Raw genomic sequence first — 14,808 nt, forward strand, 5'->3', positions numbered from 1 at the left:
TCCCTATGATCTGGTTCCAAGCACAGGGAAATCACCCATAAGCCCTAAACTGTTCTTCTATGACCATCATCGCAAGGAAATCAGGCAGCAAGCGTCTGCTGGGCGCCATGACGGCTCTGGCCCTATGTCTTGGGCTGTCAGCCTGCAGCGGGAAATCTGGCGGGGACGCGCACGCAGGCGACACCATGCAGGGCGTATCAGCCAGTGGCAAACTTGGCAGCAAGCCCGACATCAGCTTCAAGACCCCCTTCAAGGTCGAGAACCAGGCTCATCAGGTCATCCAGGAGGGCAACGGCGAGGTCATCCGCGACGGGGATCGTGTGTGCACAAGGAGCCTGGCCCTGGATGCCAAGACCGGCAAGGTGCTCAACTCCACCTGGGACAAGAGCAGTCCGGAGTGCTCGATCGTCATCAGCAAGAAATCCATTCCGGCATACTATGACACCTTCAAGGGCCTCAAGATCAACTCCACCGTGGCCGTGGGCATCGATGAGTCAGGCTCCGGCAGCAGCCAGGCGACCGACTCCTATATCATGGCCCTGACCTTCGTCTCCCGATCCAAGAACCTGACCCGCGCCCAGGGTCAGAAGGTGACCGATCTGCCCAACGACCTGCCCAAGATCAGCCTGGACGACAAGGGCAAGCCCTCCCTGGATCTCAACGGATACAAGCCCGAGGCAGGATTGGTCGTCCAGCCCCTGATCAAGGGCAAGGGGGCCAAGGTCGGCCAGCATCAGAGCGTCAGCGCCAACTACACCGGCTGGCTGGCCTCCAACGGCAAGCAGTTCGACTCCTCCTGGGACCGGGGACAGCCCAGCGATTTCAGCCTGGACCAAGTGGTCAAGGGCTGGCAGCAGGGTCTGGCCGGCCAGACGGTGGGCTCTCAGGTTCTTCTGGTCATTCCGCCCGACCTGGGCTACGGCAGCCAGAAACAGCAAAGCATCCCGGCCAATTCAACCCTGATCTTTGTGGTTGACATCCTGGCCGCATACTGATTCGGCAATCCGCCGAGTCAGACTACAGGGCCCGCACCCATCCAGTCGCATTCGGATGGGTGCGGGCCCTGTCATAAGCCAGACGGCCAGGTCAGTCCTTGCCGCCCTCGACCACAATCTCGTCGGGGTTGGCCTCGCTTCCATAGACCGGCTCCAGGGTCTTGCGGTAGTCCTCATGGAAGAACCGCTCCTGGCCCAGCTTGACCAGCTCTTTGTTGATGTAGTCCAGCAAGGGCTTGTTTCCCTTGCGCACGGCCGGGGCGATGACAGCCTCATCCCCAAGCTTGGTGATGCCCACCGAGAAGCCCTTGTTGGCCTTGGCCCAGGCCAGCACTTCGGTGTTGTCCGTGCTCATGGCGTCGCCACGGTGGTCCAGCAGAGCGTTGTAGGCATCGGCGTACTGGTCGTACTTCTGCAGCTTGACTTCCGGGTAGTGCTGCTCGAAGTAGGGCTCAGCCGTGGTCCCCTTGGCGATGATCAGAGTCTTGCCGTTCAACTCCTTGACATCTTTGATCGGTGCCGAATCCGGGGAGACCACGCCCAGGAAGACCTTCATATAAGGCTTGGCGAAGTCCACCTTGCGAGCGCGATCATCGGTGACGGTGAAGTTGGCCAGAACCACGTCCACCTTGTTGCTGGACAGCACATCCACACGGGCGGCCGGGTCCACCGAGGTGTATTCGGGCTTGACGCCCAGATCCTTGGCCAGGCGCTCGGCCAGGACCACATCGTAGCCCTGGTTCTTGCCGTCCTTGTCCACATAGCCGAAGGGGGCCTTGTCAGTGAAGACCGCCACCTTGAGTTTTCCGGACTTGGTAATCTGCTCCGGAGTGCGTGCAGACCCGGATGCTGCCGAGGAGCCGGAGCTGCTTGCCGAGCCGCTTCCAGCGTCACTGGGGGCGGCCGCCGAAGGGCCGCAGGCCGCCATGGAAGCCATCATCGCGATCGTCGCCCCCGTGGCCAGCGTCGCCCGTATCAATCGGTTCACTACCCTTGCGGTCATGATCCCTCTTTCCTCTTATCTTTCCTATGGCCGCCCCTGGAGGCGGTTCCGGCGAATACCGCCGGACGAATATGTGAAGTCCTCATCAGGACTCCTGATCCTGGTCCTGATCCCGCCTGCGCTCATAGGTGAAGGTGGACAGGAAGCGTTGCGCCCGGTCACTGGCCGGGTGAGTGAAGAAGGCCTCCGGATCGTCGGACTGCTCAACCAGTGAGCCTCCATCCAGGAGGACGATGTGGTCGGCGATGCCCCTGGCGAAAGCCATCTCGTGGGTGACGATCATCATGGTCAGCCCCTGGTCGGCCAGTTCCAGAATGACCTGGAGGACCTCGCGGACCATCTCAGGATCCAGAGCAGCCGTCACCTCATCGAAGAGCATGATCTCGGGATGGAGAATGAGTGCCCGGCAGATGGCCACCCTCTGCCGCTGGCCGCCCGAAAGCTGGCTGGGCCAGGCATCCCGGCGGTCGGCCAGACCTACCCGGTCCAGCAATTCCAGAGCCTCCTGACGTGCCTGGTCCCGCTTGCGCTTCTGGACCAGGACGGGCGCCAAGGTCACGTTATCCAGAACGGTCCTATTGGGAAAAAGATCGTAGCTCTGGAAGACCATGCCGATCCTGGTGCGCAAGTCAGAGCTGCGACTGCCCGACATAAGGCCGCCAGGACCTCCGCTGCGGTTGCCCAGGGGGTGGCCGGTCTCCACCACCTGACCGTCCAGAAGGATGCGGCCGCCCTGTATGGGCTCCAGTCCGGCTATGGTCCGCAGCAGGGTGGACTTGCCTGAGCCTGATGGGCCCAGGACCACAAAGACCTTCCCCTTGGGCACCTGGAATGAGATGTCATTGAGCACAGGGCTCTGCGCCTGCGGATACTGCTTGACCAGATGCTCCACGGTCAGCACCACCCGTTCCTCCTGGTCATTTTGTGGCTGGTTCGCCCTCGTTTGCCCCTCAGTCATGGGCCCACCTCTTTTCCAGATGCCGGGCCGCCAGAGACAGGGGCCAGCAGATGAAGAAATACATGAAGAAGATCACCCCGTAGATCCACAAGGTTGCTTGAGGATAAGCGAATCGGTTGGCATCGATGATCTGCTGGCCGACCTTGATGACCTCGATGACGCCCAGCAGGGCAGCCAGAGAGGTGGTCTTGACGATCCTGGTGGCCAGGTTGACACTTGCCGGCAACAGTCGGCGCAGGGCCTGCGGAAGAATGATCCTAGAGAAGGTCTGCCAGGAGCTCAGTCCCAGCACGTAGGCCGACTCCACCTGTGTGCGGGGAATGGACTCCAGGGCCCCGCGGACCAGGTCGCCCAGCTCGGCCCCGCCCCAGAGCACAAAGACCAGCAGGCAGGCACCGGTGGCGTCAAGATTCAGGTTCCATGCCCTGGACAGCCCATAGAAGGCGATGAAGAGCAGTGCCAGCTGGGGCATGATGCGGATGAAGTCCAGATAGACCCTCATCAGGAAGCGAATCAGGGGGTTGCGTAAGGTCATCAGCCATCCGACCACCAACCCCAAGGGCAGGGAAAGCAGAACCGAAACGCCGGCTATCCAAACGGTCACCCAGAGCCCCTGGAAGAGCCTGGGCATGACCCCTGGCTGGAAGAGCACCTCAACGCCGTGCATAGTCGAACCTCCGCTCAAGAATTGTTCCGATGACGGAGATGGGCAGCAGTATGACCAGATAGGTGACGATAAGCAGGGTCAACGACTCGTAGGTGTCGTATGAGGTACCCATCAGGTCCTTGGTGACATACATGACATCAGCCAGGGCGATGGCCGAAACCACCGAGGATTCCTTGATCAGGAAGATGATGTTGGCCACCACGCCCGGTATGGCGCTGCTCAAGGCCTGGGGCAGCACGATCCTGGACAGGGTCTGGCCTCGGGTGAATCCCAGGACGCGGGCCGACTCGATCTGCACTCGAGGCACCGCCTCCAGTCCCCCACGCATGGCTTCGGCCATATAGGAGCCGCCCAGGAAGGCCAGCCCGACGATGGCGCAGGTCTGGGCGCTCCAATTGACCCCGAGCTTGGGCAACCCGAAGTAGAGGAAGTAGAGCTGAACCAGGAGCGGGGTGTTTCTCGACAGCTCGATGTATATCCTGGCCACCTGTGAGAGCAGAAGGATCCTGAAGACCTCCAGCCCGGCGCAGACCAGCCCGATCAGCATGGAAAACACCACGCCAAAGAAAGAGATGAAGACCGTGACATAGGCTGCGTTGACGAAGAAGTGCAGATTCTGCGCCATGAAAGTCCAATTCATGCCCTCACCCCCCTACTTGCTTGAGTCCTGTTCATCGTCTCCTCTTCACTGCTTCCCGCTCGCTTCCCGCCGACTGCGGCATATAGTCGACAATCCTAGAGAAGACGAACCTTTTTCCTTTGCTTTTCGATATACGAATACCGGATACCGCGTTATCATCCGCTCTCGCAGCAACCTGAACGGCGATTCGTATCCATGCCGTAGCCGAACGGCAGGAATGAGATGGTCTCAGCCTGCAAAACCCGGCAGGTGCACTCCACAGACCACAGATGATCGCTCTGTCATTGCAATACCTATCAACCGAACAGTGCCAAATCAAACAAGGCCAACTCATTAAGCACTTGCAGAACAATAATCAGCCAATTACTCGCCTACCCAGCATCTACTAACCAAGTAGGCGTACAAGGTAATTTTCACTGAACGGACTGCTGACCAAACTATCAAAAAAGCCCGGTCCACATATTCGTGAACCGGGCTCCGAGTGCTTTGATCAGGCGAAGACCTTGGCGCTCTGTGCTATCTTCCTGATCAGATCGGGGCGATACCCGCTCCACGTCTCCTGGTCAGTGACCACAATGGGGGTCTGCTTGAACCCCTGGGCGATGAACTGGTCGATCAAGGTCTGATCCTCAGTCAAATCCACCTGCTCGAACTCCAGCCCCTGCTTGGTCAACTGACGCTTGGTGGCATCACACTGGGGACAGTGCGCCTTGGTGTAGACCGTGATGGACATGATCGCCTCTCCCTTAAATGTTGCCGTGACATTCCAAGCTCAATATCCCTCTGCTCGGAACCTGATGATTGCACTCTACACAATCCAAGGCGCGAGCACAATACCACCTGTAGTGGCGTGTCAGTCCACAAACCCCAATATCTAGTAGCTTTTCTGCCCTTACAGAGCCAGGAGGAATCTATGTGAGCTGCATGACACATTGACTATATGAGACGCAAAACTGCCTCAGAAGAGGGTCAGTTCGTCGCTATCGGCGCCCTTCATGGCCTCGTAGTCCAGGATCAGGCACTCGAATCCCCTGTCCTCAGCAAGGACCCTGGCCTGGGGGGTGATGGTCTGGGCAGCAAAGATCCCGCGGACAGGGGCCAGCAGAGGGTCGCGGTTGAGCAGGCGGCAATAGCGGGTCAGCTGCTCTACCCCGTCAATGCCGCCGTGCCGCTTGATCTCAATGGCCACATGCCGCCCCTGGCCGTCGACGGCCATGATGTCCACCGGGCCGATGGGCGTGGGATACTCCCGGCGCACCAGAGTGGCTCCTGGGCCGATGCGGCCGATCTGTTCGGCCAGATAACGCTGCAGATGCGCTTCCACACCATCCTTGACCAATCCCGGATCCTCTCCCAGGTCGTAGCTGTCGTCGGCATATACCTGGTAAAGCCTGATGGTGAGCACATCACTGGATTTGACGGCCGAAACGCGCAGAACCTTACGTACAGGCCGAGACTGGTCCTGATCCTGCTCCTGGGCAATTAGCGCATCGGGCGCGGCGACTTCAGCTACCTCATCCGGCCCGGTTCCAGCCACTGAATCAGCCTCGGCACCCGCGCCGTCCTGGCTTGCCTCCTCGGGTTCGATCTCCCTGATGGTGCAGGGGGCGCACATCCAGTTCAGTGGCTTGTAGGAGCCCAGTTCCGAAAAGATCAGACAGCTCATGTCGGCCTTGATCAGCAGGACACGTCTGGCCGGCGGCAGGCTGGCATTGAGACGCCCGGAGTATTCGGCGGAGCAGTCGGCAACAATGATTCGCACAGGTGCCAATATATCAGTCGCTGCTCCGGGCGGAAAAGAAAAGCCCGGCCGATGCCAGTGCACCAGCCGGGTATAAAAGGAAGGAAGTCAGGACTTTTGGCCCTGATCAGCGTCCTCCAGGTAGTGGTCCACGGCCACAGTCAGCTTATTGCTGTCGAAGGAGGCGAATCCGCTGTCCACATGGAAGGACTGACGACCGCCATCGGTGGCCTGAACCCGGATGTTGCCCTCCTGCAGCAGGGCCAGCACCGGCTCATGGTCGGGCATGATGCCCATGGACCCCTGGGTGCCGGGCACGGTGACCGACCGTGCCTGGCCCGACCAGATGGGCCTGTCCGCCGAGACGATGTTGACCTGCATGGAGGCCTTGCCCGTGTCCGCCATGACTACCGGTATTCCTTCTGCATGTCGTGCCACTTATGTTCAAGGTCGTCGATGCCGCCGATGCCGGAGAATGCCTGCTCGGGCACGTCGTCGTAGGCACCATCGCAAATACGGGTGAAGGCCTCGATGGTCTCGTCCGCAGGCACGTAGGAACCCTTGCGGCCGGTGAACTTCTCAGCCACATAGAAGTTCTGGCCCAGGAACTGCTCGATCTTGCGGGCGCGGTTGACGGTGGTCTTGTCTTCCTCGCCCAGCTCGTCGATGCCGATCAGAGCGATGATGTCCTGGAGCTCCTTGTTCCTTTGCAGGATGGCCTTGACCCGGTTGGCGCAGTCGTAGTGGGCCTGTCCCACATAGCGCGGGTCCAGAATCCTGGAGGTGGATGCCAGCGGGTCCACAGCCGGGTAGATGCCCTGGGAGGCGATGTCACGGCTGAGCTCGGTGGTGGCGTCCAAGTGGGCGAAAGTGGTGGCCGGGGCCGGGTCGGTGTAATCATCGGCCGGCACGTAGATGGCCTGCAGGGAGGTGATGGAATGGCCACGTGTGGAGGTGATCCTCTCCTGCAGGGCGCCCATCTCGTCGGCCAGGTTGGGCTGGTAGCCCACGGCCGAGGGCATGCGGCCCAGCAGGGTGGAGACCTCGGATCCGGCCTGGGTGAATCGGAAAATGTTGTCGATGAAGAGCAGCACATCCTGATTCTCCACGTCGCGGAAGTACTCCGACATGGTCAGGGCGGTCAGAGGCACGCGCAGACGGGTCCCCGGGGGCTCATCCATCTGTCCGAAGACCAGTGCGGTCTTCTCCAGCACGCCGGCCTCGTCCATCTCGCCGATCAGATCGTTGCCCTCACGGGTACGCTCGCCAACTCCCGCGAAGACGGAGACACCGCCGTGGTTCTGCGCCACGCGCTGGATCATCTCCTGGATGAGCACGGTCTTGCCCACGCCTGCACCGCCGAACAGGCCGATCTTGCCACCCTCCACGTAGGGGGTCAGCAGGTCGATGACTTTGATGCCGGTTTCGAACATCTGGGTCTTGGATTCCAGCTGATCGAATGCAGGCGGGTTGCGATGAATGGGCCACCGCTCGGTGACCTTGATCTGCTCACCCTCCTTCTTGTTAAGGATGTTGCCGGCCACATCAAAGACGTGCCCCTTGGTCACGTCGCCCACAGGCACCGTGATGGGTCCGCCCGTGTCGGTTACGGTGGCGCCGCGGACCAGGCCGTCGGTGGGCTTCAGGGCCACGGTGCGAACCGTGGAATCGCCCAGGTGCTGCTCCACCTCCAGCATGATGGTGGTCAGTGACTCGCCCTCGGTGTTCGAGGACTTGCTCAGATTCACAGTCAGGGCATTGTAGATGTCCGGCAGGTGACCTGCCGGGAACTCCACATCGATGACCGAACCCTGGACTCGGGTGACACGCCCCTTGGAGGCCGAATCCGGCTTGCGGCTCGCTGTGGTCGGCTGTTCTTGCTGTGCAACCATTGGCGTTCCTACTCTTCCTCTTTGTTGAGCGCATCGGCGCTGCCGACGATCTCGGTAAGTTCCTGCGTGATGGCCGCCTGACGGGTGGCATTGAGCTTGCGGGTCAGGTCGTCGATCAGCCCCTTGGCGTTATCAGTGGCGGTGTGCATGGCGTTCTGCCTGCTGGCGGTCTCCGAGGCGGCCGAAGTGAGCAGACATTCATGGATGCGCGACTGAATGTACTTGGGTAAAACGGCATCCAGCACCTCCTGGGCGCTGGGCTCGAAGTCATAAAGGGCCGCATAGCGGTCGCCCTGGCGTCCATGCTCGTCGTCCGGCACGGGGGCATCGATAGCCTCCTCAGGCTGCTCCTGGTCAGGCCTGATCAGCTCAAGGGGCAACATGCGCAGCACCCGAACCTCCTGCACCACCATGTTGATGAATTCAGTGAAGACGATGTAGAGCTCGGAGACGCCGCCCTTGGCCGCTGGAGTCATGTAGGTTTCCAGCAGCGCCTGGGAGATCTCCCTGGCCACATCCACACCGGGCCGATCGCTGTTGCCCTCCCAGGTCTTGGCGATGCTGCGGTTGCGGTAGCGGTAGTAAGAGACGCCGCGACGACCGTAGACGAAGAGCTGAGGCTGTCGGCCCTGCTGGTCCAGTCGGGCCAGCAGAGACTCCGTCTCGCGGATGACCGAGGAGGTATAGGCCCCGGCCATGCCACGGTCGGCCGTCAAAGCCAGCACAGCTACGCGCGGGTTCTTCTCGTCCTTCCTGACAATGGGGTGACGGATATCGTCCGTGTGGGCCACCAGGGCTTGGACTGCATCGAAGATCGCATCGGAGTAAGGCTTCGCTTCCATGGCCACGGTCCTGGCCTTGGCGATATGCGAGGAGGCTATCATCTCCTGGGCATTGAAGATCTTCTCCAATGCCGAAGTGGAGGCGATCCTTGACTTGAATGCGAGTTGTGAGGCCATGGTCTACCGCTTCCCGGCCTTGCTGCCGCTCTTGCCGTCGGCCACCAGCTTCTCCTGCTGGACGGCCACGGGCTGCTCCTGATCCTGATCGGCCTTGTGGCCGTCCAGAGTCTGACCCTTGTGGGTCACGAAGGTCTTGGCGAACTCATCCACAGCCTTGTCCAGGGCCTTTTCGGTATCGTCGGTGAAGTCCTCCGTGTCGCGGATGGTCTTGAGGATGTCGGTGTTGTGGTCCAGGTAGTCCAGGAGCCCGGACTCGAAGGGCAGCACGTCCTCCAGGTCCAAATCATCCAGCTTGCCATGGGTCCCCACCCAGACCGAGACGACCTGCTTCTCCATGGAGTAGGGCGTGAACTGAGGCTGCTTGAGCAACTCGGTCAGCCTGGCGCCGCGGGTCAGCTGGGCCTTGGAGGCCGCGTCCAGATCCGAGGCGAACATGGCGAAGGACTGCAGAGAGCGGTACTGGGCCAGGGAGATCTTCAGTGTCGAGGAGACCTTCTTCAGAGCCTTGGTCTGTGCAGCGCCGCCCACGCGGGAGACGGAGATGCCCACATCCACAGCAGGACGCTGGTTGGCATTGAACAGATCGGACTGCAGGAAGATCTGGCCGTCGGTGATGGAGATCACGTTGGTCGGAATGTAGGCCGAGACGTCGTTGGCCTTGGTCTCGATGATGGGCAGACCGGTCATGGATCCGCCACCCAGGTCATCGGAGAGCTTCGCGCAGCGCTCCAGCAGACGCGAATGCAGGTAGAAGACATCGCCAGGGTAAGCTTCACGCCCCGGCGGACGACGCAGCAGCAGGGAGATGGACCGGTAGGCCTCGGCCTGCTTGCTCAGATCGTCGAAGACAATCAGGACGTGCTTGCCGCCGTACATCCAGTGCTGACCGATGGCCGAACCGGTGTAGGGGGCTATGTACTTGAAACCTGCAGAGTCGGAAGCCGGGGAGGCCACGATGGTGGTGTACTCCATGGCGCCGGCCTCTTCCAGAGAGGAACGGACCGCTGCAATGGTGGTGCCCTTCTGGCCGATGGCCACATAGATGCACCGCACCTGCTTCTTGGGGTCTCCGGACTCCCAGTTGCGCTTCTGGTTGATGATGGTGTCGATGGCGATGGCCGTCTTGCCGGTCTGCCGGTCGCCGATAATCAGCTGACGCTGGCCGCGTCCGATGGGTGTCATGGCGTCGATGGCCTTGATGCCGGTTGCCAAGGGCTCGTCGACGGGATGCCGGTGCATGACGTCGGGGGCCTGAGCCTCCAGGATTCTGCGGCCTTCACTCTTGATTTCGCCCAGGCCGTCGATGGGCTCGCCCAGGGGGTTGACCGTACGCCCCAGATAGCCATCGCCGACTGGCACTGAAAGCACCTCGCCGGTCCTGTGGACTTCCTGGCCTTCTTCGACGCCTGCGAAGTCGCCCAGGATGACCACGCCGATCTCTCGGGCATCCAGGTTGAAGGCCAGACCCAGCGTGCCGTCCTCGAAGGTCAGCAGCTCGTTGGCCATGCAACCAGGCAGTCCCTCCACATGCGCAATGCCGTCACCGGCCGTACGGACGTAGCCCACCTCCTGGGTGGGGGTGTCCGTCGGCTTGTAGGACTCGACGAACTGGTCGAGCGCCTTGCGCACCACGGCGGGATCAATGGTCATTTCTGCCATGATCACTCCTTATTTCTGTTCTTGTTCAAGTCTGTCTGTTCCCCGCTCATCCTGCCACGGCCATCCGCCGCCGCAGGTGCTTCAGCTGGGTGGCCACCGTGCCGTCGGTGGAGACCGAGCCGTACTGGACCTTCATGCCACCAAGGACCGAGGGATCGACCACCGAGTTGATGTGGACCGGCTTGCCCAGCTTGCGCCCGTAGACCTTTTGCAGGCGACTGACCTGTTCGTCCTTCATGGAAACCGCCGTGGTGACGGTGACCATGACCTGGTCCATGTGCTCGGAGAAGCGATCCACCAACCAAACGATGGTGTCAGGGAAGCGTCGTCCGCGCAGATCGACGGTGGCGTTCAGGGCCATCTGCTCGGTGACCGGATGCATATGCTGCCCAGCCAGGAGTGCCCTGAGCAGGTCGGCTCGAGCTCTGGAATCGCTGTACTCATCCGAGAGCCGGAAGAGCACAAGAGGCATACCCAGCAGGGCCGAATGAATCTCAGCCAGCTCGCCGGCCACCTGGTTGGTGATTCCCAAGGCATCGGCGTAATAAGCGGTGGCATCCACTGACATGTCCTCGGCCGCGTTGGCGATGTGCACCACACGGCTCCACTGATGATCAGTCAGATCATGGAGGATATCCACGGTCAGCGGATCGGCCTTGTCAGCCAGGATTGTGTCGATCACCTGCCACTTGTCCTCAGCTGGACGGGAGGGGTCGGTCAGCGCACGCTCCAGGGGCCTGTTGGCATCAAGCAGGGCCACGAAGGTATAGAGCTCCATGGCCACGCGGAGGGCATCCTTTCCCTTGCTCTTCAGCAAAGGGGCATACTTGGCCCTGGTCTCCTTGTCGGAGCTCAGCGAAGTCTCTCCTCGCATGTCACCTCCCCTTTCGCAAGACGGGCGCGCCCGTCGTCCGCCTATCAGTCATCATGCCTGCCGCTTGTCCGAGGACTGTCCGCCCTGGTCCGCGATGATCGAGTCGATCATGGAGGACTGCACGGCATCATCCTGAAGCTGCGAGCCCAGGATTTTGCCGGCAAGAGCCGTAGCCAGCGTGCCCACCTCGCCCTTGAGCGAGACCAGGGCCTGCTGCTGCTGGGACTTGAGGGATCTTTGGGCGTTCTCGGTAATCTGGTTGGCCTCGGTCTCTGCACGGGTCCTGGCATCCGCCACGATCCTCGAGGCCTCAGCGCGGGCGTCATCCCGAATCTGGGATGCCTCCACACGAGCCTTGCTCAGCTGATCCTGATACTGCTTTCGGGCCTGATCCGCCTCTTCACGAGCCTTGGCGGCCTTCTGGATGTTGCCCTCGATCTTGGACGAGCGCTCATCGAAGATGGCCTGGAACTTGGGCATGAAGAACTTGTAGAAGAAGACGGCCAGGATGACCAGGATGACCAGCGACCAGAAGATGTCGTAAATCGGAGGAATAAACAGCTTGATCCCTTTGCCTACCGCTAGAGCGTACATTGGCTCCTCCTTTCCTTTATCGAAGCCGGATCATGCAAGAATCACACGGCTTAGGCGATGAAGAGCGCCACGAAACCCAGCAGGGCCAGCACCTCGATCAGAGCCAGGCCGATGAACATGGTGGTGCGCAGCTGCCCGCTGATCTCAGGCTGGCGAGCCATGCTCTCGACGGTCTTTCCGACGGCGATGCCCAGACCCAGTGCGGGGCCGAGAGCTGCGATGCCGTATCCCAGGATGCTCAGATTGCCGGAGACCTCAGCAAGTGTGATGATGTCCATTTATTTTCCTTTCCTCCACCGTTGCCGGTTCTTGGATTGTGGTTCGGCCCCGACCCCCGTCTACTGGTCGGAACCGACGAATATGTGGGCTGCGACCGCCTGAAGCGCCGACCGCGGCTTTCTTTTCGCTCAACCTTCCTCAGGGTAACTCATGGAGATGTAGACCGTGGTCAGGATGGCGAAGATGTAGGCCTGAAGGGCCGCTACAAAGATTTCAAAGGCCGTCAGGGCGAAGCCCAGAACGAACCAGCCCACGCCAGCCAGGGCCAACAGCTTGTTGCTGGCCTCAATGATGTAGAACTGGGTGAAGGCCAGGCTGACCGCCACCAGCAGATGGCCGGCGATCATGTTGGCGAAGAGTCGAATGGTCAGGGAGGCCGGCTTGACGATGACCATCTCCAGCAGCTGGATGGGCGTCAGAATGATATAGAGAGGCCATGGCACCCCAGCCGGGAAGAGCTCCGACTTGAAATAGCCCCAGACGCCCTGCTCCCGGAATCCCGTAACCATGTACTGGCAGAAAGTCCAGATGGCGAAGACCAAAGGCATGGTGATGGTCGCAGTGGCCGCGATGTTCATGCCTGGCACGATGCCGCAGAGGTTGAAGACCAGAATGGTCAGGAAGATGGTCGTGATCATGGGCACGTAGCGCTTGCCGCGAATCTCGCCCAGGGTGTCGTAGACGACCGAGTCGCGGATGAACTCGATGACCCATTCAATAGCCCCCTGCCAACGGGAGGGGATCAGCTTGGCCCTGGCGGCGGTGATTCCCAGCACCAGAAGGATGATGACCATGGCCACGAACCTGATCAGGATGATCCTGTTCATGGCGAAGGGCGTTCCCTGGAAAAGAATCTCAGGAGGCAGGAAATCTTCGATGGTGGGTAGCTCGCTCGGCTTGGCCATAGCCAGACTGAAAGCTTCACTTCCCATTGCCTCTAGCATCTATCGCCTCCTGAACGACACAGTGAACACTATAGCGCGTATGTGACTCATAGCTGCACCGTATGGGTAGTGTAGCCCACACCAAGAGCCACGGTAACCATGGATTCATCCAGTGTGTCACAGATAGTGGCCACAGGTTGAATGCGCCCCGCGGTGTGGACAGTTTGATGATTAATTTAATTTAAACGTCATCAACTATTAACAACCCCAGGAATAAGCCCGTACCCGTCACCGGTCAGGGGACGATATCCGTCGGCGCGTGGGCTTCCAGGAGCGTGTCTGATGGATCGGTCGGTGCCTAGTTGGCCCGCTGCTCGCAGAGTCGGCACCTGGTCCAGATCATAAGGAGTGGTCTCGTATACCCAGTTCAGCCAGTTGCGCCAGAGCAGGTTGGCGTGGGCCCGCCAGGAGAAGACCGGCTCCAGTGCGGGATCGTCATGGGGGTAGTAGTTGACCGGGAAAGGCACCTGGTCCAGGCCCTTGGCCATGTCACGCTGGTACTCGTGAGCGAGAGTGTCACGGTCATACTCCCAGTGGCCCAGCACGAAGATTTCTGAGAAATCCTGGGTGCTGATAAGCCCTGGACCTGACTGAGGACCCCAGGTCAGCACCTGCAGATCAGGACAGGCCCGCACTTGGTCCTCGTCCACCCCGGCCCAGCGGGAGTGGGGCTGCAGGGCAATCTCGTCGAAGCCATTGGTGATGAAGCAGTACTCGTCTTGCAAATACTGGGGGAAGACCCCGAAGACCTTGCGGTCCAGGTTGCGCTTGGCGATGCCATGACGGTAGTAGAGCCCGGCCATGGCCCCCCAGCACAAGTACATGGTTGAGAAAACATGGGTAGACGACCAGTCCAGAATGCGGGTCAGCTCCTCCCAGTAGTCGACCTGCTCAAAATCCATCTGCTCCACCGGGGCGCCCGTCACGACAAGACCGTCATAGCAGTTGTCTTTGAAGGAATCCAGATTCTCGTAGAACTTGACCAGGTGATCCATGCTGGTGTGCACGGCCTGATGAGTGGAAGTCTTCATGAAGTCGATCTCCACCTGAAGCGGTGACTTGGAGATCAGCCGCAGCAGCTGGGTTTCGGTCTCCACCTTGGTAGGCATCAGATTGAGGATGACCAGCCTGAGTGGACGCATCTCCTGGCGCTCCGCCTCGTGGCTCTCCAGGGCGAAGATACGCTCCGAATCGAGGATGGATCTGGCCGGCAATCCGGTGGGGATGGTGATAGGCATGACTCCATTATGGCCCAGCGTAGGCCTTCCCACACACGGACTTGACAAGCGCGCTGGAATCCGTAACATAGATAACTGCTGTGTTGAACAGCCGACGCGGGGTGGAGCAGTTCGGTAGCTCGCTGGGCTCATAACCCAGAGGTCTCAGGTTCAAATCCTGACCCCGCTACCAGTAAGGCTCGGAATCGTTTGGATTCCGGACCTTTAATTCTCTATATTGTTTTTCTATCTCAGCGTATTTGCGGCCGTTCGGAACACTGGCCAGTGTGGTGCAGTCAAATATGGACGGACGATGGACGACCCAACCACAAAGTCGAGATAGCCGTTTAGGCCCATCACCTCACATGACCGCACCGTTCATA

At 60.3% G+C, this 14,808-nt stretch carries 16 protein-coding genes and 1 tRNA gene; 2 read left to right on the forward strand and 15 right to left on the reverse strand.

Annotated elements, in window-relative coordinates; all coding sequences use genetic code 11:
* The first annotated feature begins 59 nt into the window (after positions 1-59).
* Positions 60-995: an FKBP-type peptidyl-prolyl cis-trans isomerase gene (locus H3T90_RS04240; protein ID WP_198229698.1), complete on the forward strand. Its 936-nt coding sequence runs from the start codon at positions 60-62 to the stop codon at positions 993-995.
* A gap of 91 nt (positions 996-1,086) precedes the next feature.
* Here the strand turns inward: H3T90_RS04240 and H3T90_RS04245 are convergent, their stop codons facing one another.
* The 15 genes from H3T90_RS04245 to H3T90_RS04315 all read right to left on the reverse strand — a co-directional run bounded on the left by H3T90_RS04245 (position 1,087) and on the right by H3T90_RS04315 (position 14,446).
* A complete protein-coding gene (locus tag H3T90_RS04245) occupies positions 1,087-1,998 on the reverse strand; it encodes a cysteine ABC transporter substrate-binding protein (RefSeq protein WP_046323377.1) in 912 nt (303 codons plus the stop codon).
* Between the two features lie 85 nt (positions 1,999-2,083).
* Positions 2,084-2,956 (reverse strand): amino acid ABC transporter ATP-binding protein, encoded by an 873-nt coding sequence (locus H3T90_RS04250; protein WP_121912963.1) that lies wholly within the window; start codon positions 2,954-2,956, stop codon positions 2,084-2,086.
* Entirely contained in the window at positions 2,949-3,623 is a 675-nt protein-coding gene (locus H3T90_RS04255) for an amino acid ABC transporter permease (RefSeq protein WP_198229699.1), read from the reverse strand. The genes H3T90_RS04250 and H3T90_RS04255 overlap by 8 nt, the downstream gene beginning before the upstream one ends.
* Entirely contained in the window at positions 3,610-4,263 is a 654-nt protein-coding gene (locus tag H3T90_RS04260; RefSeq protein ID WP_198229700.1) for an amino acid ABC transporter permease, read from the reverse strand. Before H3T90_RS04260 ends, H3T90_RS04255 begins: the two co-directional genes overlap by 14 nt.
* 490 nt (positions 4,264-4,753) lie before the next feature.
* Entirely contained in the window at positions 4,754-4,996 is a 243-nt protein-coding gene (nrdH, locus tag H3T90_RS04265) for a glutaredoxin-like protein NrdH (RefSeq protein WP_046323381.1), read from the reverse strand.
* A 225-nt stretch (positions 4,997-5,221) separates the two neighbouring features.
* Positions 5,222-6,025, reverse strand: a complete 804-nt coding sequence (gene nucS / locus H3T90_RS04270) for an endonuclease NucS (RefSeq protein ID WP_198229701.1) — start codon at positions 6,023-6,025, stop codon at positions 5,222-5,224.
* 87 nt (positions 6,026-6,112) lie between these two features.
* A complete protein-coding gene (locus H3T90_RS04275; RefSeq protein WP_046323383.1) occupies positions 6,113-6,409 on the reverse strand; it encodes a F0F1 ATP synthase subunit epsilon in 297 nt (98 codons plus the stop codon).
* Between the two features lie 2 nt (positions 6,410-6,411).
* On the reverse strand, positions 6,412-7,896 hold the full coding sequence (gene atpD, locus H3T90_RS04280) for a F0F1 ATP synthase subunit beta (RefSeq protein ID WP_144178340.1): 1,485 nt from the start codon (positions 7,894-7,896) through the stop codon (positions 6,412-6,414).
* Positions 7,897-7,904: 8 nt separating this feature from the next.
* On the reverse strand, positions 7,905-8,855 hold the full coding sequence (locus H3T90_RS04285; RefSeq protein WP_144178338.1) for a F0F1 ATP synthase subunit gamma: 951 nt from the start codon (positions 8,853-8,855) through the stop codon (positions 7,905-7,907).
* 3 nt (positions 8,856-8,858) lie between these two features.
* Positions 8,859-10,517, reverse strand: a complete 1,659-nt coding sequence (gene atpA / locus H3T90_RS04290; protein ID WP_198229702.1) for a F0F1 ATP synthase subunit alpha — start codon at positions 10,515-10,517, stop codon at positions 8,859-8,861.
* A gap of 46 nt (positions 10,518-10,563) precedes the next feature.
* Positions 10,564-11,391, reverse strand: coding sequence for a F0F1 ATP synthase subunit delta (locus tag H3T90_RS04295; RefSeq protein WP_198191318.1), 828 nt, complete (start codon positions 11,389-11,391; stop codon positions 10,564-10,566).
* Positions 11,392-11,442: 51 nt separating this feature from the next.
* A complete protein-coding gene (locus H3T90_RS04300; protein WP_198229703.1) occupies positions 11,443-11,985 on the reverse strand; it encodes a F0F1 ATP synthase subunit B in 543 nt (180 codons plus the stop codon).
* A 50-nt stretch (positions 11,986-12,035) separates the two neighbouring features.
* Positions 12,036-12,263 (reverse strand): ATP synthase F0 subunit C, encoded by a 228-nt coding sequence (gene atpE / locus H3T90_RS04305; protein WP_015022486.1) that lies wholly within the window; start codon positions 12,261-12,263, stop codon positions 12,036-12,038.
* Positions 12,264-12,392: 129 nt separating this feature from the next.
* Positions 12,393-13,208, reverse strand: coding sequence for a F0F1 ATP synthase subunit A (gene atpB / locus H3T90_RS04310; RefSeq protein WP_015022487.1), 816 nt, complete (start codon positions 13,206-13,208; stop codon positions 12,393-12,395).
* A gap of 191 nt (positions 13,209-13,399) precedes the next feature.
* Entirely contained in the window at positions 13,400-14,446 is a 1,047-nt protein-coding gene (locus tag H3T90_RS04315) for a homoserine O-succinyltransferase (RefSeq protein ID WP_198229704.1), read from the reverse strand.
* A 95-nt stretch (positions 14,447-14,541) separates the two neighbouring features.
* Here H3T90_RS04315 and H3T90_RS04320 point away from each other — a divergent pair.
* Positions 14,542-14,618, forward strand: a tRNA-Met gene (locus tag H3T90_RS04320).
* Positions 14,619-14,808 lie beyond the last annotated feature (190 nt).

Origin of the sequence: Bifidobacterium polysaccharolyticum (assembly GCF_016101585.1) — a bacterium.
Classification (GTDB): Bacteria; Actinomycetota; Actinomycetes; order Actinomycetales; family Bifidobacteriaceae; genus Bombiscardovia; species Bombiscardovia polysaccharolytica.

Bases quoted from the DNA above. Each gene is read 5' to 3' on its own strand.
- H3T90_RS04285 (WP_144178338.1), bottom strand. From the start codon at position 8,855: ATGGCCTCACAACTCGCATTCAAGTCAAGGATCGCCTCCACTTCGGCA.
- atpA (WP_198229702.1), bottom strand. From the start codon at position 10,517: ATGGCAGAAATGACCATTGATCCCGCCGTGGTGCGCAAGGCGCTCGAC.
- H3T90_RS04275 (WP_046323383.1), bottom strand. From the start codon at position 6,409: ATGGCGGACACGGGCAAGGCCTCCATGCAGGTCAACATCGTCTCGGCG.
- H3T90_RS04300 (WP_198229703.1), bottom strand. From the start codon at position 11,985: ATGTACGCTCTAGCGGTAGGCAAAGGGATCAAGCTGTTTATTCCTCCG.
- nrdH (WP_046323381.1), bottom strand. From the start codon at position 4,996: ATGTCCATCACGGTCTACACCAAGGCGCACTGTCCCCAGTGTGATGCC.
- H3T90_RS04260 (WP_198229700.1), bottom strand. From the start codon at position 4,263: ATGAATTGGACTTTCATGGCGCAGAATCTGCACTTCTTCGTCAACGCA.
- H3T90_RS04255 (WP_198229699.1), bottom strand. From the start codon at position 3,623: ATGCACGGCGTTGAGGTGCTCTTCCAGCCAGGGGTCATGCCCAGGCTC.
- H3T90_RS04250 (WP_121912963.1), bottom strand. From the start codon at position 2,956: ATGACTGAGGGGCAAACGAGGGCGAACCAGCCACAAAATGACCAGGAG.
- H3T90_RS04315 (WP_198229704.1), bottom strand. From the start codon at position 14,446: ATGCCTATCACCATCCCCACCGGATTGCCGGCCAGATCCATCCTCGAT.
- atpD (WP_144178340.1), bottom strand. From the start codon at position 7,896: ATGGTTGCACAGCAAGAACAGCCGACCACAGCGAGCCGCAAGCCGGAT.
- H3T90_RS04240 (WP_198229698.1), top strand. From the start codon at position 60: ATGACCATCATCGCAAGGAAATCAGGCAGCAAGCGTCTGCTGGGCGCC.
- atpE (WP_015022486.1), bottom strand. From the start codon at position 12,263: ATGGACATCATCACACTTGCTGAGGTCTCCGGCAATCTGAGCATCCTG.
- H3T90_RS04245 (WP_046323377.1), bottom strand. From the start codon at position 1,998: ATGACCGCAAGGGTAGTGAACCGATTGATACGGGCGACGCTGGCCACG.
- atpB (WP_015022487.1), bottom strand. From the start codon at position 13,208: ATGCTAGAGGCAATGGGAAGTGAAGCTTTCAGTCTGGCTATGGCCAAG.
- H3T90_RS04295 (WP_198191318.1), bottom strand. From the start codon at position 11,391: ATGCGAGGAGAGACTTCGCTGAGCTCCGACAAGGAGACCAGGGCCAAG.